This window comes from Nostoc sp. UHCC 0302 (assembly GCF_038096175.1).
Classification (GTDB): Bacteria; Cyanobacteriota; Cyanobacteriia; order Cyanobacteriales; family Nostocaceae; genus UHCC-0302.
Map to the genome: position 1 here is coordinate 2,480,226 of NZ_CP151099.1, position 24,629 is coordinate 2,504,854.

Below are 24,629 nucleotides of genomic sequence, written 5' to 3' on the forward strand. Positions count from 1 at the left end.
CGCGTCTCTACTCCTGACTCATTTACTGAGTGTGTTTGCCATTTCCTGCAAACTTCTACAACTTAGTAAGGCTTGGCGGTCTACTTTTCCAATTAGCTTTTCTAGGCGGGTAATGATGCGGATGCGTTCTAGAGAATCTACACCTAAGTCTGCCTCGATATCTTTGTCCATTTCTTCGGAACTAATGTGGTAGTGGCAAATCTCCTCTGCTACCTGTCGAATCGTGGACTCCATTTTGGCATCTGCTGGTGATGCTGGTAGTTGTTGGCTTGGCTGCTGGGGTTGAATTGTCAGTGAAGATAATTCTTCTATCTGAGTAATGTATTCCCGCATCAGTTCATCAACAACCGACAAGTCGAAGAATTTGCTGTCATAACTGGCAAACAAATGCAACTTGCCGTCAAATATCTCCTGTAATATATCAATGGTTCCAGCAGCATTTATGCCGCCTGCTTGATAATCAATTATTTCTACAGAACCGTACTGAGTTTGAATCTGGGTATGTCCTGTGTAGGGAAAGTACAAATTCGATTTCAAGACGCTGCGGAACATAGATAAACTATGCTCTGGTAGTTTGCCATCTTCTAACGGAATATTGTCGCGGAACATTATACCCATCTGGCGAGTTTGAGCGCGGTCAATACCGCTGGCAATGCCATTTTGGACTTCTTGATGCACGCGGTTTAATAGAATTTGCCAGTCTTCATTCGGTTGCGGTGGTGTAAAACTCAAGGCTAAATTCTGCGCGAAACTGCTAACCACATGAGAAGCATCAGCGCCAGGATAAACTCTACCGCCAGTGGGGACTTGAACAATTACTGATTGGGAAGTCTCTTGTAACTTGACAATTGAGCGCAAAAATGCTCCAAGTAGGAGAGAATTTACTGGTACTCGCCAGTCACGGGTGCGTTCAATCAGCTTGGCAGTCAGATCCTTTGCTAAAATGTACCGCTGGGTGCGGAATTGCGGCAGTGGGTAGTCAACAACTTTGCCTTGAGGATTCCAGAAGTAAGAATCCTTACCTTGGCTACTAGTGTAGGCTGTAAGCGATCGCTCTTCTTCGGGATCATGCCAATCGTTCATCGTTTGCACGATTTCTCGGTACTCTTGAAGAGTTGTGGCTGGCGGTAAATCTGGCTGCTCGTTGCAGATATGGGCGCGATAAATTTCCATAAATTCGCGCAATATAAGATGATTTCCCAGAGCATCAGAAATTAGGTGTTCGTTGCCTAAAAAGAGCTGATACACCGAATCTTCTAGGCGCAATACAGAAAAGCGATGCAGCGGCCATTGAGTTAGCGGCCATTCGTAATTTAACCAGCGATGAACTTCTGCTTGTACAGCTTGTTCTTTAGCATCACTGTCAAGATGTCTAATATCTGTAACTGGAATTTCTGGAGGATTTAAATCTTCGAGAACTTCCATATAGTAGTCATTAAAGCGAGTTGCACCCGCTGGGACATGGAAATGCGATCGCAACATCGGATGCCGAGATAGCAAGTCTTTCCAACTCTGCCAAGCTACATCTAAATCGAAATCTCCCTGCAACCGCAAACTAGAAAATAGGCTATTGGAATTAACCACCCAATGTCCCAGTAAGTGAAAATACTGCCCATGAAGTATTTCTACGTTCTCAGTTTCTGGCTGTTGTAAAGTTTCTGGGTTAACAACTACAGTTTCTGCACCGCTAACTGTGCCTTGCGTCTCAGAGGTTTGCCACTCTTCAAATATCTGGACTACTTGTCTCAATGTCTGCAACTGCATTAAGTCACGCAAAGAAAACTTGCTACTAAATGCAGTTTGTTGTTCTGCTGGAACCAGTTTCACCAGACCGCTCATGAGTTGCATCATCATGATTGAATCCAGCCCCAAGTCTGCTTCTAGGGAAATATCCAAACTCAGTTGCTCTGGCTTAAGTCCGGTTGTCTTCGCGGCTAGAGTTAAGATGCGTTCCTCTAAGTTCACATCAGAGATGCTAATGACAGGAATTTCTGGTTTTTGGGTTAGCTGTGGCTGAGAGCTTGCCTCGACTGCTATAGTTTCAATCCAGTAACGTTGGCGCTGGAAGGGATAGGTAGGTAAAGGTATGCGGTTACGGTGATAATCTTGGTCAAAGCCAGACCAGTCAACTTTCACACCTTGGATATATAAGGATGCTAAACTCTGCAATAACTGCTGCCAATCATCTTGTCCACGACGTAAGGAAGGCAACCAAACTCCGACTCCATGAAATATGGACTGTTGCGCCATACCTATAAGTACTGGATTTGGGCCAATTTCTACAAATAGGTCATACCCTTGAGCTTGCAGTGTCTCTATACCTGCGGCAAATTGTACTGCCTGCCGTAGATGACGCCGCCAATAACTAGCTTGACCAATTCCGGCTCCTTGTACTAGTTTTCCAGTCACATTGGAAATCAGGTCTATTTGAGGTTCACTGTAGACCAACTCACTAGCACGTTGCTCAAACTCTGCCAAAATTGGCTCCATCAGCGGAGAATGAAAAGCGTGAGAAACTCGCAAGCTGCGGAATTCAATTCCTTGTGACTCTAGTTTTTGCAATACTGCTTGTATTGCTGACTTTGCCCCAGAAATAACCACATTTTGCGGACTATTGACTGCTGCAATAGAAATTTGCTCGGTATACGGAGCTATAACTGCTTTCACTTGGTCTTCTGATGCAAACACCGCTGCCATTTCACCCCCAGAGGGCAATGTCTGCATCAAACGAGAGCGTTCAGCAATCAGTTTCAGCCCATCTTCTAAGCTGAATACACCAGCTACACAAGCAGCTACATATTCACCGACACTGTGACCTATCACTGCATTCGGCTCAATTCCCCAAGAACGCCATAATTCACACAGGGCATATTCCAAGGCAAACAAAGCAGGTTGAGTGTAGGCTGTTTGGTCGAGGGGTGAATTCTCCCCTGCTGCTGGGTAGAGTACAGATAAAAGAGGCTTTTGCAAATATGGACGCAGGATTACATCGCAACGGTCTAAAGCTTGGCGGAAAGTTGGCTGGGTTTCATAGAGTTGGCGTCCCATGCCGACATACTGGGAACCTTGACCAGTGAACAAAAAGGCAACTTTAGGTTGACGAGACTTCTCAACTTGTCCTTTGAATAATCCACCAGGGTCTTGTCCAATGTTGAAAGCTGCAAGTTGCTCACTCACCTGCACTGAATTTTCAGCTACCACTGCTAGACGATGGGCAAAGGTTGAACGTCCTGTATTAGCAGTAAAGCTGACATCGGCTAGGTTTAAATCAGGATTAGCTTTGAGCGTTGTATAAAAATTACTAACTAATTCTTGTAAGCCGCTTTCAGTTTTTGCCGAGAGACTCAGCAAATGTAGAGGACGTTCTACTTCGTTGGGCTGCTGTTGCTTGGCTGGGGCTTCTTCGATCACAAGGTGAGCATTAGTGCCAGTCACACCAAACCCACTTAACCCAGCAATCCGGGGTTTATCTCCTGAAGTCCAGGGTGTTCTCTGGGTTGGGACTACTACTGGTAACTTTGCCCAGGGAATAAAAGGATTGGGATTTTTCAGGTGCAGATGCGGAGGTATTTCTTGATTTTGTAATGCCAACACCACCTTAATCAGCCCTGCCACTCCAGCAGCTGACTCCAAGTGACCGATATTGGTTTTTGCTGAACCAATAATTAAAGGTTCCTCTTGAGAACGTCCTTGGCCCAACACTGCACTTAAAGACTCGACTTCGATGGGATCTCCTAAAGATGTGCCTGTGCCGTGGGCTTCTACATAGCTGACTTGTGCTGGCTCTACCCCAGCGTTAGCCAAGGCTTTACGAATCAATGTTTGCTGGGCGACTCCATTGGGAACTGTCAAACCGCTGCTTGCCCCGTCTTGGTTAACTGCTGAGCCGCGAATCAAGGCTAAGATATTATCACCATCAGCGATCGCATCACTCAATCGCTTGAGTACGACAACACCGCAACCTTCTCCTCTAGCGAAACCGTCCGCAGACGCATCAAAGGTCTTGCAACGACCATCAGGGGCTAACATCCTAGCGCGACAAGTAGCAATGGTCGCAATTGGTGAGAGGATGAGGTTCACCCCAGCAGCTAAGGCTAAATCTGATTCTTGTGTACGTAGACTTTGACAAGCTAAATGAATCGCTACTAATGAAGATGAGCAAGCCGTATCCACTATCATACTGGGGCCTTGTAGACCCAAAGTATATGACAAACGACCAGCTACAGCGTTGAGACAATTACCTGTAGCACTGTAAGCATCAATTTTACTGCGATCGCTAGACCCAATTTGCAGTTGTAAATAGTCATTGGTGGTAATCCCGACAAACACACCTGTTTGGCTGTTTCTCAAGCGTTCTGGTGCAATACCAGCGTGTTCAATTGCCTGCCAACTCACTTCTAAAACTAGCCGCTGCTGGGGATCTATATTTTCCGCTTCTCGCGGGGTAATGCCAAAAAATTGGGCGTCGAACTGGTCTACTTGGTCGATAAAACCAGCACTTTTCACATAAATTTTCCCTGGTGCATCAGGGTTTGGATCGTAGAATTCATCGATATTCCATCGGTCTTTGGGAACTTTGCTGATGGCATCCACGCCGTCATGTAGTAAAGACCAGAAACTTTGGAGATTGTTAGCGCCAGGAAGCCGGCAACCCATACCAATAATAGCAATCGGCTCTGTTTTAGCACGTTCCACCGCTTCTAGCTTCGAGCGCATTTCCCTGACTGCCAAAAGAGCTTGTTTTAAGCGATCGCGATTATCAATAGTTTCTAAAGTATTACTCATTTTTAATAATTTCTCGGTGTTGCTTAAAGAATTAACGGTAAAACAAGTAACTTTGATGCAATCTGGGGTAAGAATCTCTTGCAAAAGGGTTCTAGGGGCAGGGCAAACACATCTAAATACTGTTTCAGTCTGCTGTTTTCGTGCAAATCCTTACTATATGCATGAAAATTTCAGACAATACTAGATGAACTGTAGAGTACAGAATATAGATTAGAACAGGTATAGCATCTACTAATTAACTGATGAAAGAGGAAGTGGAAAGAGCAGATAATGATAGTCCGTGGAAAGAAATTTTAGAAGCTTACTTTCCCCAAGCAATGCAATTTTTCTTTCCCCAAACAGCAGAAATAATTAATTGGGAACGTCCCCACGAATTTCTCGACAAGGAATTTCAACAAATAGCCCGCGAAGCAGAACTTGGTAGGAGATATGCAGATAAATTAGTTAAAGTCTGGCAAATTCAAGGACAAGAAATTTGGCTATTAATCCATGTAGAAATCCAGGCAAAATCAGAAGATACCTTTACAGAAAGAATGTTTTCCTACAACCTGCGAATTTTTGACAGATTTGCGAAACCTGCCATGAGTTTGGCGATTTTGTGCGATACAGACCCGACATGGCGACCCAATCAATATAGTTATAATTATCCGGATACCAGGCTTAATTTTGAATTTGGAACTGTCAAGCTGCTGGATTATCAAAATCGGTGGGCAGAATTAGAAGCCAGTGACAACCCATTTGCAACTGTAGTGATGGCGCATCTGAAGACACAGCAAACAAGTAAAAAGCCAGGAGAACGTAAAGCTTGGAAATTTACCTTGATTCGCCGATTGTATGAATAGACTTGTCCGAAAATTCCAAAGCCAGACTGTTCAAAGCTTTGGGGCAAAACTTTGATATCTTCGTAAATACGTAATTATAAGGCTTTGAGATAGTTAGTGATAATTTAGAGGCATAAAAATTAACTCCTAATTTCTAAAAATTTATGATTTTTGCTACTAGCTAAGTTGGCAGAACTAAGCTACCAATTCTTAACCTAACTAATCCGCAAACTGTTAAAATAATCTGCTCATACGTCTCAAGCTTTAAGCGAAATCTTTGTGAGGCTATGCGGAATATTTTAAGTAATCGAATCAAATGTTCAATGAATATCCGATTACTAGATAAAGCCTTATTTTCATCTTTTTGCTGTTGAGTTAATTCTCGTTTTGGTTTCTTTTTATGAGGAGTAGTGATATTCTCACCTCCTTGAAAGCCTTTATCACCTGAAAAGGGTTGAGATTTATCAAATTTATTTTGAGATTGACGAAACAATTTTATATCTGCTGTTGGCCCAGGAACACCTACTTCTACCTCTACAATATCTTTGCCTTCTGGTATGCCAATTATCAGACTTTTTAATGTATGTTGTCTCTTCTTTCCAGAAAAATATTTCTGTTGCTCTTTTTGGTCAGAATCCCTATATATTGGCTGTTCTAAGCTATCGACTAATAGCCTAAAATTTGTTAATACTTCTTGAACAAATAGTAAATCACTTTCATTATTTGATACTTGTTCTAATAAACTAGCAGGTAATATATCACGAAGAATTGGTATCCAGTCGTGAAATGTATCATTAGCTTCGGTTTTGGAAACACCAAATAGCATTCCTAATACTTGGAATGTTGGCATCTGTCTTAGATAAAATAGACATAAACATACTTGTTCTTCGGTTGATAGCTTTTCGGGACGACCACCACCAGCCGCATTAATTCTAATTTTATGACTCTCTTGTTTAGCTTTGATGTATCGATTTCGTTTTAAGGCGCAATTTAGCAGTGATTGCAATTGTTCGTAACTAATCCCTAAAATCTGTTTTGTTCGTAGTGGATACTTTTGTATATAATCTAAAATCATAACTAATTGTGGAAAATGGTAGACGCCCAATCTAACGTTTTACCATTTTTCTTTTCCTAAGTTAATATTTCGGACAAGTTTAATTAGGATTGCAAGAAAAAGATATTCGTAACCTTTACCGATTTATTGATTGGGTTATGATTTTACCAAAAGCCTTGGAAGCAGAATTTTGGCTAGAGTTTAAGCAGTTTGAGCAGGAGCGGACTATGAGCTACATTACCACAGGCGAGCGTATTGGCTACGAGCGAGGAAAACAGGAAGGTGAGCAAACTCTCGTGCTACGGCTACTACAAAAACGGGTAGGAGAGTTACCAAAAGAGGTTCAGGGGCGCATTCAAACTCTTTCCCTAGAGCAATTAGAAGCACTTGGAGAGGCTTTATTAGATTTTACAGCCATTGAGGATTTACTTAACTGGTTGGAAGCAAATCAAACAACGTAAAAAATTTCTCGATGACAACTCCCTCACCAATATGAGGGAGTTTTTGGGCATGAGGAAGAAGTTACCAATGCCCAAAGCTACGAGGCGACTATCTCTCCACCCACCTTGGTGATGAGTTTACCGTCGCTTTTAATGAACTAAAGCCCCCAATTCTGCATCAAGTAATGAAGCTAATTCGTCTTCAGAAAGTTCTTCTAACTCGGCTGAAGCTTGAGATAATTCATCGATGGTATCTTTTTGTGGCTCCTTTTGTACTGTTAGCTCTAAGGAAAGAACTTCGTTAGCTAAGTAATTTGCAAGAGTCTCTATGTTGGGATAATTAAAAGCCAATGTTGAGCTTAAGGTTTGCCCCAAGCTGGTTTCAAGGCGATTCTTCAAGTCCACAGCCATCAAGGAATCCATACCTAGTTCCACAAATCCCTGTTGTACTTCTGGGGGCTGAGATGAATCTAGTCCCAAAACCTGAGCAACTTGACTTTGTAGATGATTAACTAAGAAACTGTAACGTTTGTTAGCTGGTAAGGCGTCCAATTGGTCTAAAATCTCTGGGCGTTTTGCTGGTTGCGATTCATCTTGCTGTTGTGGCTGTATTTTGCCAAATTGTTTCAGCAGTGGCCGCTGTCCCTTGACTTCATAAATTGGTTTGAAGATACTCCAGTCAACTTTGGCGGCTGTTGCTTGGACTGTGTTTGTCCCCAAAAGCTGCGCTAGAACTGCAATCCCTTGTTCTGGTTGCCAAGCTTCTAACCCCATCCGTTTTAACAAGGTTTGGATTTCTGGGTCAGCCATACCCCCGCCTGCCCAAGGCCCCCAGTTTATGCTTAAAGCTGGTACTCCCAAAGCTTGGCGATAATGAGCAAGGGCATCGAGGAAATGATTGCCAGCCGCGTAATGTGCTTGTCCTCTAGAACCCCATACTGAAGCTATTGAGGAGAAGCAAACGAAGAAGTCTAAATTCATCCCCAAGCTGAGTTGATGTAGGAGCCATCCACCCGCTACCTTGGGATTTAAAGTAGATTCAAGTGACTTGAGGTCTATATTTTGTAACTCTTGATACTCAGCAATACCAGCAGCATGGATAATTCCTTTTAAGGGAATTTGAGCATTGTATAACTGGGCAAATACCGCAGACATCTGAGCTTGATTGCTGACATCAGCTTGAGCAATAACGACGTTAGCACCCAAATTTTCGAAGGCTTGAATTGCTTGTACCCGTTCCCAGGTGTTGGTATTTTGTGGTAGATTTGCCCACTCAGCACGTTCAGGAAGACCACTCCTTCCTACTAGTACCAAGTTCCGCGCTCCTTGTTCTACTAGCCACTGAGCAACTTTCAGCCCTAAACTACCCAAGCCACCAGTAATTAGGTAAGTGCCATTAGCTTGTATTTGCACAGGTTTTGTGCTGTGTTGTTTGCTACGGGTTAAACGAGCAACATAGCGTTTGCCATTACGTAAAGTCAGTTGATCTTCGCCATCAGGCTGCCAAATTTCTGTGAGTAGAGAAACAGCTTGCTGATCTCCAGAAATATTGGGGTCTAAATCTATTAGTCCTCCCCAAACTTCAGAATGTTCAAGAGCGATCGCTCTCCCAAGTCCCCACACAGGGGCTTGCGCTACTGCTATTGCAGCAGGTTTTGTCTCAACGGGTTGAGTTCCAGAAGTTACTAGCCATAACCGAGGTAATACTGAATTACCCCGTTTGACTAGTTCCTGAACCAGATGCAACACACTGCCACTACCCAGTAATTGCGCCTTCTCCAGAGACGATGGTGTAATTTGGTCGTCAAGTGCGGCATCTAAACTCCATAGATGCACTACTCCACGACAAGGTAATCCATTGTTTCCAACAGTTTCCTGTACTAGTCGTTGAAAATCTTCAGGATTAGCTGGATTAATTTGCCGATGCCCGTCTTCTAAGATTTCATAGGTTGCACCAGGATAAATTAGCACATATTTTTCCCGACGCGCTTGCAATTGTTCTGCCAATGCTTGCCCTACACCAGCGCGGTCTGCAAAAATTAGCCATTTGCCGGGCTGGTTGACGGAAATAGGCGGCAGAACTAAACGCTCTTGGGGTTGCCACTCTACCTCGTATAATGCATTACTTAAGTAATCTGGAATTAATTGCTGTTGGTCTTGTAAGAGCAATTGTTTCAGCAGTTCATATCTGTCTGGAGAAAGCTGGACAATGCGTTGCGAAAGTTGGGCAAGACGCATACTTTCTAGAATTGACTCTACTTGCTCTGCTGGCAGTTGTTCAACTATTTCTAGCTTCCGCGTCAGTTGTTGAGTGTTTCCAGCATTTAACAGATTGTGAATAGGATTTTCAACACCTTTATTTGAGATGATTTGTGTTTCAGGTTGCTTGGCTGCTTGAAACTCAACCCAATACCGCTTTCTTTGGAAAGGATAGGTAGGCAGAGGTACGCGGCTACGCTGATAATCTTGGTCAAAGCCAGACCAGTCAACTTTCACACCTTGGACATAGAGTGATGCTACACTCTGGAGTAACTGCTGCCAATCATCTTGTCCACGGCGCAAGGAAGGCAACCAAAGCCCGGTTTCTTCTGGTAAACACTGCCGCGCCATACCAATTAGTACGGGATGCGGGCCAATTTCCACAAACAGGTCATACCCTTGTTTTTGCAGCGTTTGTATGCCTGATTCAAATCGTACCGCCTGCCGCAGATGACGCCGCCAATAACTAGCTTGACCAATTTCGCTTCCCTGTACCAGTTCTCCAGTTACATTGGAAATTAAATCTATGCGAGGAGAACTATAGGTAACATTTGCTGCCTTTTGCTCAAACTCTGTCAGTATCGGCTCCATGAGAGGAGAGTGAAAGGCGTGGGATACTATTAAGGGACGAACTACTATGCCTTCAGCTTCTAGTTCCTTGATGACAGCTTGTACAGCGACTCCTTCACCAGAAATAACTATACTTTGTGGGCCATTGACTGCGGCAACTGCTACTTTCGGATATGGAGCGATCGCAGCTTTTACCCGTTCTTCTGAGGTCAATACCGCTGCCATCTCACCCCCAGATGGTAATGATTGCATCAAGCGAGAGCGTTCAACAATCAGTTTCAAACCATCTTCTAAACTGAATACCCCAGCGATGCAAGCAGCTACATATTCACCGACACTGTGACCGATTACTGCACTAGGCTCAATTCCCCAAGAACGCCATAATTCATATAGGGCATATTCCAGGGCAAACAAAGCAGGTTGAGTATAAGCAGTTTGGTCGAGGGGTGAATTATCGCCTGCTGCTGGGTAAAGTACAGACAACAAAGGCTTTTGCAGATATGGTTGCAAAATCGTATCACAGCGGTCTAAAGCTTGGCGGAAAGTTGGCTGGGTTTCATAAAGTTGGCGTCCCATACCGACAGACTGGGAACCTTGACCAGTGAATAAAAAGGCAATCTTGGGACGGCGATTGTCTTGGGGTTGTCCAGTGAATACTCCTGATACTTGATTACCACTGGCGAAAGCTGCTAGCTGTTCACGCACTTGGGCTGAGTTTTCAGCTACTACTGCTAAACGATGGGGAAATACTGAACGTCCTGTGTTAGTAGTAAAGCTGACATCAGCTAGGTTGAGTTCGGGATTATTTTGGAACGCCGTGGAAAATTTACTCGCTAACTTCTGTAATCCGCCTTCAGTTTTTGCCGAAAGACTGAGCAAGTGTAAGGGACGTTCTGGCGCATCTTCTTTTTGAATTTTGAATTTTGAATTTTGAATTTCTAAAGGCGCTTCTTCAACTACTAAATGAGCATTAGTACCACTAAAACCGAAAGAACTCAACCCCGCAATGCGCGAACCGTTGGGCGAAGACCAAGGAGTGAGTTTTGTAGGAATTTTAATCGGCAGTTCTGCCCAAGGGATGTAAGGATTAGGATTGTTTAAATGTAGATGCGGCGGGATTTCTTGATGTTGCAGAGCCAGCACCAACTTAATTAAACCCGCAACTCCAGCGGCTGCTTCCAGGTGTCCCATGTTGGTTTTTGCTGAACCAACTATCAAAGGCTCGTCGGGGGAACGTCCTTGGCCTAGCACTGCTGCCAAAGCGCGTAATTCAATGGGGTCTCCCAAAGATGTACCTGTGCCGTGGGCTTCCACATAGCTTACCTGATTGGGTGCAACACCAGCGTTAGCCAAGGCTGTGCGGATAACTGCTTGTTGGGATGGCCCATTAGGAACCGTCAGCCCGCCGCTGCGTCCGTCTTGGTTGACTGCCGAGCCGCGAATTAAGGCTAAAATATTGTCACCGTCAGCGATCGCATCACTTAATCGCTTGAGAACGACAATCCCGCATCCTTCTCCCCGTGCATAACCATCAGCCGCAGCATCAAAGGTTTTGCAACGACCATCAGGAGCTAGCATCCGCGCGCGGCATTCATTTATAGTTACAACTGGCGTCAAAATTAAATTCACTCCCCCAGCCAGTGCTAAATTACACTCTCTTGACCGTAAACTCTGGCAAGCTGCATGGACAGTTACTAGTGATGAAGAGCAGGCTGTATCTATTGCCATGCTCGGCCCTTGCAGACCGAGAGTGTAAGATAAGCGTCCAGAAGTTACGCTAAAAGCGCTACCTGTGGCAGTATGAGTATCAGCGTGATTGGGATCATTGGCAGCTATTTGGAAATAATCCAAATTCATAATCCCGACAAAAACCCCAGTTGGACTACCAACTATTTTGTCTGGTGCTATGCCGGCATTTTCTAAAGCTTCCCAACTCACTTCTAAAAGTAGCCGCTGCTGAGGATCCATATTTACAGCTTCCCGTGGGGCAATCCCAAAGAATTGCGGGTCAAACTGGTCTACTTGGTCGAGAAACCCAGCGTTGCGGACATACATTTTTCCTGTAGCATCAGGATTTGGGTCATAGTAAGCGTCAACATCCCAGCGATCGCTTGGTACTTCTACAATGGCATCTATCCCATTACGCAACATCTGCCAATATGATTCTGGATCGTTGCTGCCTCCTGGAAATCGGCAACCTAAACCAATGATAGCTATTGGTTCTGTCTTAGCACGCTCGTTAGCTTCTAGCTTGGCTTGCATTTCTTGCAAAGCTAAAAGGGCGCGTTTTGTGGGGGATAGAGATTGGGTATTTTCCATAATTAATTCCTATTTTTTTTGTCTCACGCAAAGGCGCAAAGAAGAACGCTAAAAGGACGACTTTTTACCTATTTCTTTTCCTCTCTTTTCCTTTGCGTCCTTGGCGGTTCGTTAAAAAATAAATTATTCTTCTTGAGTGTGCGGTGGCTGTTGGTAAGACAGCCCCACTACTTCCCAGTCCTCAAAACCTAATGTTTTCTAGCTCTTTGAGTAGTAATGCTTCTGCATCTTCTTCTGAAAGTTGTTCGAGTTCTGCTGAGGTAATAATTTCTTCGTGATGATTGGTCTCAATTACCATCGGTACTTCTATGGGCTGTTCAGCAGCAAACACCTCGTTAGCCAGATACTTAGCAAGCGCATCAAGAGTCGGATAGTCAAAGATTAACGTTGAAGGCAAAGAGCATCCTAGAGAAGTTTGCAGACGGTTCCGTAATTCTACTGAGGTGAGAGAATCCATACCGATATCGAAGAAGCCTTGGTGCGGTTCTAGAGAATGGGAGGAACCTCGACCTAAAACTTTCGCAACTTGGTCTTGGACGTGAGCTAGTAAAATTTCTTGGCGATCGCGTGGCGAAACTTTCTCTAATCGTTGGACAAACTCTAGCTGTTGTGCTGACTGTGGTTCAGCTTTAATTAGTGAGCCTAATTCGGCTAACAGCGGTGGAGCAGTATCAGCAGAAAATTGCTGCATGAACTGTGACCAGTCCACAGGTATTACCCCAACTTGAGCAGCAGGCTGTTGCAGTAACTGCCCTAATATTTGTAATCCTTGCTGTGGTGCAATGGTATTCATCCCCATTGCTAACAAGCGTTGTTGTTCTTGACTACCCAAGTTAGCAGCCATGCCCACTTCTGCCCAGGTACTCCAGTTGATACTTAACGCTGGTAAACCTTGGGCTAATCGATAATGAGCAAGCCCATCTAAAAAGGCATTGGCGGCTGCATAGTTTCCTTGTCCTGGAGAACCAAGCAAGGAGGTGACTGAGGAGAACATTACGAAGAAGTCTAATGGTAAGTTCTGCGTTAAGACGTGCAGATTCCAAGCTCCTTGGATTTTGGGAGCCATCACGTTAGTAAAGCGTTCCCAGGTTTGTTGACGCAGCACTCCATCGTCAAGAACACCAGCAGCGTGAATAATACCTCGCAGTGGCGGCATTGATTCGGTAATTTTGCCCAGGATTTGAGCAATATCTCGCTCTTGAGAAACATCGCCTTTAGCAATCAGGATTTTTGCACCAGCCCGTTCTAGCTCGTTTACAGCTTTGCGGGTAGCCTCATTAGCATCCCTACGTCCTACTAGGACTAAATGCCGCGCTCCTTGTTCTACCATCCACTCAGCCAGCTTTAGCCCTAGACCGCCTAGACCACCAGTAATGAGGTAAGTGCGATCGCTTTGCAAAGACAAAGGCGTTGTTGCTTTTGCGGTACTTTGTACAAGGCGGGCGACATAACGCTGTCCACCCCGGAAGGCTAGATGATCTTCTCTCTCAGGTTGGGAAATTTCAGCAAATAGCAACGCGGCTTGATCACTAGAGACGCCACTTGCTAAATCTATCATTCCTCCCCAAATTTCTGGATGTTCTAAAGCGATCGCTTTACCTAATCCCCACAAACTTGATTGTCCTACTGCCAAGGAACTGGCTGACGATTCTACAGGTTGTGTATTTTGTGTCACTAACCACAACCGAGCGGAACTTTCAACCTGAGTAAGTCCTTGCACTAGATACAATACACTTTCACAACCCAAGGTCTGGGCAACTTGGAGAGAGTCTGCTGTTATACCTTCTACAGTAGGAGTACTTAACTCCCATAAATGAACTACTCCGCGCAACGGGGCTTTATTTATCTGCGAAACTTCGCCCAATAACCGCTGGAAATCCTCGGCGCGGCTTGGGTTGACTGTGTATTGGCCTGTCTTAGATACTTCATAGGCTTCACCGGGAAAAACCAAAATAGAAGTTTCGCCTTGAGCTTCCAGAAGTCTTGCTAAGGCTGCTGCTGTGCCTTCTTTATCTGCGAAGAATAACCAGCTACCTGGATGATTTGGCTGACTCTGTAAACTAGATTGACGTGCTTTAGCTTGCCACTCTAGTTGATAAAGCCAATTATTCAAGTTCTTCTGAGCAAATTGCCGTAATACTTCCTGCTTAGCACGCTTGACGTGTAAGCCCTGAATTTCTGCTACCACTCCAGCATCATCAAACAGCAGTAGGTCGCCTGTGCGAGTTTCCTGATTCGCGCTATCTTGCGGGCGTATTTGTCCGTGAATCCACAATTGAGTTTCCGGGCGACGATATACTCGCAGATTCTCTAACCCAACTGGTAAATAAGTATCTTCGTCTGCAACACCGGCTAAGGTGGCAAACAAAAGTTGAAAGCCAGAATCCACTAGTACAGGATGTAGTTGATAGCCTGCTGCTTCTGAAACTAATGCCTCTGGTAGTCGAATTCGCCCTAAAGCTTCGCCTTCGCGTCGCCAGAGTTGCTCAATTCCTTGAAAAGTTTGTCCATACTCCAGTCCCCGGTTTCGCAGTTGTTGGTAGTATGTTTGGACTGATAATTGTTCCTGAATGCTTGCTTGCAAGTCTTGCAGAGAGACAATTGGCGCGGTATCTATCTGCCCAGCTTGAATTTTTCCGGTGGAGTGCTGTACCCAAGAGTTTGCATCATCTGTCAAACTCACAATTCGGAATGAGGCTTGTCCCTCGCCTTCAGGTGTGAGAATTAACTGAACAATGCGACTCGTATCTGCTGGTATAATTAGTGGTTCCTGAATCAGTACTTGCTGGAGAGAAACTCCTGAGCCAAAAACTGCTTTCGCCGCAGCCAAGGCTATTTCCAAGTAAGCCGCCCCTGGCAAAACGACCATCCCATAAACTTGATGACCTTCAAGGAAAGGCTGTAAATCAATGCTCAACTCAGACTCGAATAAAGTCTCTTTCAGCGCTGAACGCAGCCGTTGGCCTAACAGAGGATGCAGATTTATTTTACTAGTTGCTGGCTTTTGCGGAAGTTTGCGTTCAAACCAATACCGTTCGCGTTGCCAAGGATAGGAAGGTAGGCTAACAACTTGATATTCAGATGGATAAAGTTGCTGCCAGTCAACAGTAAATCCTAAAGTGTAAAGGTTGCCTAAAGAACTCAGTAATGTAGCTCGTTCTGCCTGACCGCGCCGTAGCGAAGGCAATACTGTTCCTTGTTGCTCTAGATGACTGAGGGTTTGGGAAATGTAACCTGAAAGTACTGGATGCGGGCTAATTTCCAGGAAGATAGTTTGACCTGCACTCACCAATTGCTCAATTGCTGGCGCAAAGCGAACAGGTTGGCGTAAATTGCGTCCCCAGTAAGCGGCATCGAAATCTTCACCTTTAATAGCTTCACCTGTGACAGTGGAGAAGATGGGAATCTTTGCTGCTTGTGGCTGGAGTTGCTCTAGTTTTCCTATCAATTCCTCAGCAAAGGGCAACATCTGCGGGCTGTGAAAGGCATAATTCACAGGAAGCAACTTCGAGAAAACTGTTGGTTGTTCTCGTTGGAGTAACTCAAGAAATGATTCGACAGAAGCAGGTTCTCCCGATACTACGGTGGAAGTAGGACTATTAATGGCAGCAATTGCCAATTTTCCTTCATATCCACGCAACCAGCGTTCCGTCTCTTCTGCTGACAATTCTACCGCTGCCATTTTACCGTTGCCGGTAGCTTGTTGCATCAAACGACCGCGCAGACAAATCAGTTGCACCGCATCTGCTAAACTAAGAGCGCCAGCAACGTGAGCTGCTGCAACTTCACCCAAACTATGACCCACAACCGCCTTTGGCTCGATACCCCAAGAACGCCACAGACGCGCCAACCCTACTTGCAGGGCAAAAATCGCAGGTTGGGCAATCTCCGTTTCTTGTAAACGAGACTCAGCAGCATTGGCTGTGAGTTCTGTTAACAAAGACCAATTAGTATGGAATTTAATCAGCGCATCGCATTCCGCGATAGCAGCACGAAAAACTGGTTCTTGTTCTAGTAACTCCCGTCCCATCGCCCACCATTGCGGGCCTTGACCGGAGAACACGAAAACTACTTTAGGGCGACGATGGCGATTTTTGCGTTCAGAAGCTTGGGGAGTATCTAACTTGCCTTGTAAAAAATTTTGCAACTGCTCTTGCAGTTCTGCGGGAGAATCAGCCAATAAAGCTAAGCGGTGTTCATGGTGAGTACGGCGGATACTGGCTGTGTAAGCAATATTTTGTAGTGATACAGCGTTGGGTTCTTGTGTTTCTAAAAAGTTATGATAAGATTGCGCCAGTGTTTTGACTGCTTCTGGAGTATGAGCAGATAAAGGTAATAAATAAGTTTGTGGCTGTAGATTTGTTTTTGGTTGAGATACTTCTGGGGGCTGTTCGAGAACGATATGTGCGTTAGTTCCGGCAAACCCAAACGAGCTAATACCAGCAAAAGCTGGATGAGACAATTCCGGCCAAGCTGACAAAGACTGCTGCACTCGTATGGGCAAAGTTTCAAAAGGAATATAAGGGTTAGGTTGATTAAAATGCAGATTTGGCGGTATCTGTTGATGTTTGAGTGATAATGCAACTTTGATTAAACCAGCAATACCAGAGGCTGCTTCTAAATGCCCGATATTGCTTTTCACCGAGCCAACAGCACAGTAGTTGCCAGGTTCACGGTCTTTCGCTAATACTGTTCCTAATGCGATCGCTTCGATAGGATCTCCTAGAGGAGTGCCTGTACCATGCAACTCAACGTAACCAATTTGATTTGCTGCAACGCCAGCATTGTCCAAAGCTTGACGGATGAGTGCTTCTTGAGCAGGCCCGAATGGTACAGTTAATCCCTTACTACGACCGTCGTGGTTAATAGCACTACCGCGAATCAATGCATATATCTGGTCATTATCTGCTAAAGCTTGTGATAAAGGTTTGAGAACAACGAAACCAGAACCCTCACTGCGAACATAACCGTTAGCTGATGCATCAAAGGTTTTGCAGCGACCATCGGGAGACAAGGCTTTCATGTTAGTTAAGCCAATATGACCAGTCGGTGAAATAATAATATTCACACCGCCAGCCAAGGCCATAGTAGCTTCCTTATTGCGTAGACTTTGACAAGCAAGGTGAACTGCAACCAGGGAAGATGAGCAGGCTGTGTCAATTGCCATACTTGGGCCGCGAAAGTTAAATAAATAAGAAAGGCGACCAGCAGCAATACTCAACACATTACCAGTCAAATCGTAGCCTTGGATTTGTTGAGAATAAGCTTCCCCTTGAATCAAGCTGTAATCGTTTGTAGAAATTCCCACAAACACACCAGTTTGTGAGCCAGATAGTTTGTCTCGCACCTGTCCTGCATCTTCCAGCGCTTCCCAAGCCACTTCTAACAAGAGCCGCTGCTGCGGGTCTATAGACATAGCTTCTCGCGGGGAAATGCCGAAGTAGTGCGGGTCAAACTGGTCTACCTGCTGCAAAAAGCCGCCGCAGCGTGAGTTCGATTTACCAGGAATTTCTGGATTTGGATCATAAATTTCATTAAAATCCCAGCGATTTTTGGGAATTTCTGTGATAGCATCTACTCCATTACGTAAAAGCTGCCAAAAAGCCTCTGGATCTTTTGCACCCGGAAATCGGCAGCTTATACCAATAATTGCGATTGGTTCCATCTCAAATATCTTGTTAGGTTTTTGTAATTACTTTCAAACACTCGTTTCTTGCGCTAAACGCGCAGAAAGTTCTGCGATCGTTGGGTAGTTAAAAATTAAGGTAGGATTAAAATTACGTCCCAACCACTTCTCTAACTTAGACAGCAGAATCATTGTTTCAGCTGAATTTAAATCGTAATTATCGAAAGGTTCACTAATATCTATATCTTCTAAATCAAGTTCAAGCCGCTCGGCAAATTGGGCAACTAACCAAGCTTGGATAGTTTCTTGTTGATTTGAAATAGTAATTGGCTGGCTCATTTGATTAAATTAAGTAACTAAGTTGTACGCAGAGAAATATGGGATTAAGCTTGACTTTTCCCGAATCTTGGATATAAATAAATTGCAATACTTCAGGTTATGTTGCTCAGCTGAAACTACCAACCTCTATTGAGCTTTCATCTCTAGGTTGATAAATTATGCAGTCTTACAAAAATTAGAGGAAGTTTATTCACGCAGAGACGCAGAGGCGCAGAGAGAAGATTGAGTTTTTGTGCAAGAGTTGGGCATTCATGATGAAACTCCGAAAACCGCTACTAATCAACTGATTATTGTAGCGGCTTTCAGGAGTTCTCATTTATTTAGCTTATAACTCTCTCCCTTTCTTCTCTGGGCCTTTGCGTCTCTGCGTGAGATAAAAATTACGATACTAAAGACTCTGGACGATAATAACGATAATCCTCTGGTAGCTGCAATCCCTGAAGTTTCAGACTTTGCAAGCGATACAAGTAAGCCGCTCCATTCATAATATGATATGCAACGTCAACCACACGCCGTGCATTCGGGTCAGCTAGGTAAGACCCCTTCACCCATTCATTAAAAGCACCAATCGCTGGCCCACACCAAATCTGATAGTCCATTTCTCGCCCTTTTTCACCTGAAGAAGACCAACGAGAAGATAACCCCAAATACCAGCGGAAAATCAGAGCCATTTTCCGCTTAGGATTATCATTAGCTCTGGCAATTTGCTCTGGGTCTCGTTCTGAGAAGAATTTAACTGTATCCTCCCAAATTGCATCTAGGTTTCTACCAAATACTTGCTGTTCTAATTTTTGTCTTTCCTCAGTTGGAATTTCCTCAATTGAGTTGTAAGTTTTGTAAAGGTCATACAATTTCTGCGCCCGCATGGGGAAGAAAGTACCCAGTTTAAGCAGTTGTACTTTTACTCCCATTTCAAACATATCCGCACAAGGAGCCATAATCACATCTGCCATCGCAGCTTTGGCTAGCAAGTTTTTTGTATGAACAGAAGTACCAGCTTCCACACAAGAATGATTAACAGAACCCGTGACTACATAACTAGCCCCCATCATGAAGGCGGCTAATGCTGACTCAGGTGTGCCAATACCTCCAGCTGCACCGATTCTCACCTGTTTGTCGTAGCGGTACTGGCGCTGTATCTCGTCCCGCAGAGCCAAAATTGAGGGGAGAAGACAAACAAGCGGACGATTATCTGTATGTCCACCAGAATCTGCTTCTACGGTAATGTCATCAGCCATAGGCACTTTTTCTGCCAAAGTAGCTTGTAACTCTGTAATTAGTTGTTGTTCCACAAGCTGCTTGAGAATTTTGGTCGGCGCTGGCTGTAAAAATTTTGTTGCAACTTCTGAGCGAGAAATTTTGGCAATTACTTTGTTTTTCACCTCGATTTGACCGAATACATTCACACTCAATCCAGCAGCGCGATAATAGACGATATGAGGGGTCAAACCGAGAAAAGCAGATGCTTCTACAGTCCGAACATTGTGTTTGAGGTACAAATCGACCGCTCGACGTTCTAGGGCTTCTTCGCTAGGACTGTGAATTAGGTTAAATGCGTAAGGGCCTTGGGGAAGTGCTTCTTGAATTTGATGAATAGCTGCTTCAATTCGAGAAGGAACTAAACCAGCTGCACCAAAGCTACCTAAAATGCTTGCTTTTCCTAAAGCAATTACTAGTTCTGCGGAAGCAATACCACCTGCCATTGCACCAGCAGCATAAGCATATTTTACCCCGTGCCAAGATTGGAAGTTGCGATCGCCTAATTTTTCGGGTGGTAGCGGTGGCGCAACTATCAAGGTCTCTAATCCACTGCGGCTGTTGTCAGATTTGTTGGTGACACCAATCTGTCCGTGATTATTGAGGACATAACAAGGTTGCTGCAAATTCAGCAAGCGAGTCTTGATTTCTACTTCGTCAAAGGCAATTGCATCTAAATCACCTTTTTCAGCCTTATTTAAATAATTTGTGACATTGCCGATTTCTATTGCTTTATTTACATTTGCTAACATTTTGAAAACCTACATTTACAATAAATTTCTACTTCTTGAACTTTCTATTACTAGGACTCTCTCAAACTATTATTTGCGTTCTTCGCGTCCTTCTCCCTTGGCGCTAGCCTCTCCCTTTGGGAGAAGGGGAGACCTAACGCGAATGCGATTCGTTGATTCTTTTTTTGTCTCGCGCATTCGCCGTTAGGCGTTCCCGCAGGGTAGGCGCAAAGGCGCAAAGAAGAACGCAAGTTTTTAGTTATGTATTTTCGTGTCTTTCAGTTAATTGCCACCCCAAATTTTTAACGTAAGCGATTGTTTTATCCCGGAAGAAAACATCAACGTTAGCTACAATGTAAGGCTTTGGAGTTAATCCAATTTCTATAACTTCTAATCGGTAGCTCAATATGGCAGAAGTTGGCGTAACTTGTCCTCGAAAACGGACTATTTGTGGACGTTCAGGTATTAGTTGAAATCTAGCATCTACAGTATTTGTCTGGAGTCCCAAGTAGAGAAGATAAAATTGTAATAGCTGAGAGCAACCTTCAACCATGAGACTACCGGGCATGGTCGGGTCATTTTGGAAGTGGCAGAGAAAATACCAATCATCTGGTTCTACAGATTTTTGAGCTGTGACTAAACCTAATCCGGCTGCTCCGCCTTTCGGATCAACAGATAGGATTTTATCAATCATCAATAGCTTTTGTGGAGGCAAACGTAGGGATGAATTTAAGCCATTTTGTTGATAGCGATCACCAAAGCAAGCTACAATGTCTCCTTGGCTCAAGTAAAGCAAATCTTGCCAATTAAAGTTCGATTTTTCACAAGGCAGTAATGCATCAAAAGTTTGCTTTTTAATTAAACTTTTTAGTTTCTCATCTCTAGCAGAAGCAATAATACCTTGCCCTTGTTCTAGCTCCTCATCTGAAAATAGTCCGGCACAGCCTCCAGATACTTTCAAAAACAGTTTGTCATTAACAAAACACTCACAAGTGAAAAAGACTATTAAGTTGTAATTCGTTCTGACAAAAGAATTAATTTTGACAGTATAACGAACAGTTTTGATGTCTTCGGGTTGTTCACTGACAAATGTAGCAGTCAAATCTAGTAAGCGGAATGACCGTTGCCCTTGATTCTCAAAATCAGTTCCCAGATAGCCAAGTAAAAGCAAGAAACCCTGTGCTGATTCTTCATATATTCCCAGAGGGATGTGACCGTCAACCGAGTACCAAGCATCTTGAGGAAAATCATATTCAGTTTCAATGAAACCTGTATTATATTCACCTCGTTCACCTGCAATTTTTGTGACTCTGCTGACAAATAGATAAGGAGGATTCGGTAGGCGTACTCGTCTCGGATATGGGTCAATAACTTCAAAATCTTTACCCAGTACTTTTGAAACCGTGCCTTTAGCAAACTCTAAAACATCCACTTCATCGTAAACAACATTTTCTGGCTTCCGGCGAACTGAAATTTTAGAGCTATCCCTATCGTAAAAATCACGTTGTTTCTCGACAGTTCCCGCTAATTTCGATGAATAATTGACTGGGTAAACATCACTAGTAACTGTGACACTAGTTTGTCCTTTTTCTGCTCCAACTAAACTTAGCTGTTTCTGCTGTAGCTGTAAATGGCTTGCTGACAAACTAACTATATTTAAACTTTCACTCCTAGCAACTACATTTTTTGTAATTAACGGATAACGTTCTAAAGTGATAGTCTTCAGCAAAGATTTCTTTTTACTCTCACTTTCTTCTATGGGAGAATATAGTGGCGATAAATCTAGAGAAACACGATGGCTAACTAGTTGCGCCAAAGCTTTGACAATGGTAGCGTAATCATCCGCTCCTCTACGATTGATGGATAAAGTAGTATGTTCTTTCTGTTTGAGGTTATCAGTAATCCATCGAGAACAAGTATTACCAGGGCCGATTTCAATAAATATCTTGGCTCCATCTTCATGAACTCGATTAATCAGTCGAGGGAAATCAACAGGCTGACAAAATCCTCGACTAATGTTGTGAGCCAGTGACTCTTTGTCAAGAGGAATCAAGTTGTAATTAGCTGAAGAATAAAAATTAATCCCTGAGACATTTTGAGCAGGTGATGTATTAAGTCTGATCAAATCATTATATTCAGAAGCCATCAGTTCACAGTGCAGTACCATATCAGCAGGTGAACGGAAAGAATCGCAATTTAAAGCTTCAATTACCCTCAGACAAGCTTGAGGTTCACCAGCAATTACGACTTCTGTAGGCGTGTTGATGTTCGTTAAATAAACTCGCTTTTCTTGTTCTAAGCAAGAAATAACTGCGGATACTGGAGCCATGACAACATAGCTAGTCCAGACAGATTCGCCTTCGTTATTTGCATTTTGAGTTAATTTCCAAGCATCCCGAACAGTATTTTTAGCACCTACCAAGCGTGATTTAAATAGTTCTGATGAATGCACAAACTTACTAACATCTTCACCGCTAGTCCAAACATTCAGAGCATACAACATAGTACCTTCGCCCATACTGTATCCAAATGCAGCTTGAGGCTGTACTTGAAAGTATTCTCTTAAGATGTGGGTTAACAACACTGAGAAACCTGTACCAGAAACTTGCATTGCTAATGCATCATTGAGCAAATTTGTTTCTAGGTCTTCTAACTGTCTTTTAGATAATTTATTTAGACTTCTGGGATAAAGTTGTTTCTCCCGTAAAAATAGGCTAGGATTAGAAACAAATTTAGCAGCACGTTCATAAATTTTAGGAAATAATTGGAAAAGTTTTTGACCCATGCCAATATAGGAATTCAATGCACCTGGATAAACAAAGGCAACAGTACCTTTCTTACCTAAAGGGTTAGCAGTAAAATAGCTACCCGATGGGCTTTTCCATTCTTTCCCTTGAGTAAAGGCATTAGGAATCCCCTGACGTCCACGCTGAATTTCTCGAAGTAATTCTTCTTGATTATGCCCAACAATTGCCAATGCATAAATAGCCTGGGAATTACTTTGAAAAGCAGCAAAAGTCTGACTCGCAATTGTAGAGAAAGAGGAGCTATTTTTAATTCTCTGTTCTAACGCATCTAGTTTATCAAGTAAAGCTGATTGGTCATTAGCAGCAATAGGGAAAAGATACAAAGGGCTTTGTTCTAAGTATTTGTTGCTACGTTCTTGCTGACTTGGTTCTTCAGACAAAATTAAATGTGCATAGGAGCCTTGATTCGCTAAGCTATTAATAGCAGCTACTCTTTTTGTTAGCCCTGGAGTCAAAAACCAAGGTCTGGACTCAGTAGCAACGTAGAAAGGGCTATCTTGCCAAATTTCTGGCTGTTTTGGGCTAGTCCACTCTGGTGTTGCAGGGATATAGCGGTTGTAAAGGCAAAAAGCAGTTTTAATTAAGCTGGCGATTCCCGATGCAATATGGGTATGTCCAAAATTCGTCTTAACACTGCCAATTGCACAGCTTAATTCTGTGTCAGGAATTCGATAGGCTTGGATTAAACCCTGAATTTCTGCCTCATCTTGGTGTTCAACCCCACTCGCAAAAACCTCTAAGTAGCCGATATCTGCGGGACTAACTCCTGCTTTCTCAAAAGCTTTCTGGCAAGTTTGTCTAACTAATTCGGCTGGGGTGGCTACAGTTTCTTGGATTAAACTAACCGCGTCAATCACTGCATAGATGCGGTTTTGGTCGTGCTTAGCTTTTTCATATCGCTTTAAAACTACAGCCCCGGCTCCTTCGCCAACGATTGAGCCACTGGCATTATAGTCATAGCTAAGGGTAAAATTACCCGTTTGAGTATTGGCGCTTGAACTAACAGAGTCAATTCCACCAGCAAAATCTACTGCGCTGACAACAACTGCATCTACTGGCCCAACAGTGAGCAGCATTTTCGCTGTCTCTAATGCCTCGAAAACGGAATTCTCTTCAAGATTTACAGTAAAGTTAGGGCCGGAAATATTCCATAAAGTAGCAATCTTTTGGAAAACAGCATTTGTTTTCTCACTAGGGCTGTTGTCATAACCTATAACTGCATTTAAATTACTATCCAACTCATAATTTTGCTTTTCTTTAATAGCAGTAACTATAGCTACATTTTGTTTTTTGTCTAAACTTGCATCTTTTAATGCATTATCAATTACCTTAAGTAAAAGTAACTGTTTAGGGTCATGTTTATCTAAGTCATTGGGCGGGATTTTGAAACGAAAGGCATCGATTTCAAATTCCTGAATGTAAGCTCCCAATGGCGCTTGATGATTGTGAGAATTCTGTCCTTCCAATATTGGCTGCTTTTGCTGTATGCCTTGACATCTTGTAGAAGGAACGGGAATAAAATGTTGAGTTGCCTCGTAAATACTACGCTCAAAGTTATCCAATCCATAACTAGTACCAAAAAAAGCGTCTATGCCTACAATTGCCAGTTTGACAGTCATTT

The 24,629-nt window shown here is 43.5% G+C and carries 7 protein-coding genes and 2 pseudogenes; 2 read left to right on the forward strand and 7 right to left on the reverse strand.

Annotated elements, in window-relative coordinates; genetic code table 11:
* Nucleotides 1-18 precede the first annotated feature (18 nt).
* Nucleotides 19-4,785, reverse strand: a complete 4,767-nt coding sequence (locus WKK05_RS10285) for a beta-ketoacyl synthase N-terminal-like domain-containing protein (RefSeq protein ID WP_341529633.1) — start codon at nucleotides 4,783-4,785, stop codon at nucleotides 19-21.
* 242 nt (nucleotides 4,786-5,027) lie between these two features.
* On the opposite strand from WKK05_RS10285, the pseudogene WKK05_RS10290 reads away from it, so the two are divergent.
* Nucleotides 5,028-5,624, forward strand: a pseudogene (locus WKK05_RS10290) (hypothetical protein); the annotation flags it as partial.
* Between the two features lie 163 nt (nucleotides 5,625-5,787).
* On the opposite strand, the gene WKK05_RS10295 reads toward WKK05_RS10290, so the two are convergent.
* On the reverse strand, nucleotides 5,788-6,681 hold the full coding sequence (locus WKK05_RS10295; protein WP_341525207.1) for a transposase family protein: 894 nt from the start codon (nucleotides 6,679-6,681) through the stop codon (nucleotides 5,788-5,790).
* 86 nt (nucleotides 6,682-6,767) lie between these two features.
* Between WKK05_RS10295 and WKK05_RS10300 the strand changes: the two are divergent.
* Nucleotides 6,768-7,121, forward strand: a pseudogene (locus WKK05_RS10300) (DUF4351 domain-containing protein); the annotation flags it as partial.
* A 129-nt stretch (nucleotides 7,122-7,250) separates the two neighbouring features.
* On the opposite strand, the gene WKK05_RS10305 reads toward WKK05_RS10300, so the two are convergent.
* The 5 genes from WKK05_RS10305 to WKK05_RS10325 form a co-directional block, all read right to left on the reverse strand.
* Nucleotides 7,251-12,248, reverse strand: coding sequence for a type I polyketide synthase (locus WKK05_RS10305; RefSeq protein WP_341529634.1), 4,998 nt, complete (start codon nucleotides 12,246-12,248; stop codon nucleotides 7,251-7,253).
* A 181-nt stretch (nucleotides 12,249-12,429) separates the two neighbouring features.
* Nucleotides 12,430-17,913 (reverse strand): type I polyketide synthase, encoded by a 5,484-nt coding sequence (locus tag WKK05_RS10310; RefSeq protein ID WP_341529635.1) that lies wholly within the window; start codon nucleotides 17,911-17,913, stop codon nucleotides 12,430-12,432.
* Between the two features lie 33 nt (nucleotides 17,914-17,946).
* A complete protein-coding gene (locus tag WKK05_RS10315) occupies nucleotides 17,947-18,213 on the reverse strand; it encodes an acyl carrier protein (RefSeq protein ID WP_341529636.1) in 267 nt (88 codons plus the stop codon).
* Nucleotides 18,214-18,593: 380 nt separating this feature from the next.
* Nucleotides 18,594-20,222 (reverse strand): PfaD family polyunsaturated fatty acid/polyketide biosynthesis protein, encoded by a 1,629-nt coding sequence (locus WKK05_RS10320; protein ID WP_341529637.1) that lies wholly within the window; start codon nucleotides 20,220-20,222, stop codon nucleotides 18,594-18,596.
* Between the two features lie 238 nt (nucleotides 20,223-20,460).
* On the reverse strand, nucleotides 20,461-24,627 hold the full coding sequence (locus tag WKK05_RS10325; RefSeq protein ID WP_341529638.1) for a PfaB family protein: 4,167 nt from the start codon (nucleotides 24,625-24,627) through the stop codon (nucleotides 20,461-20,463).
* Nucleotides 24,628-24,629: the final 2 nt, after the last annotated feature.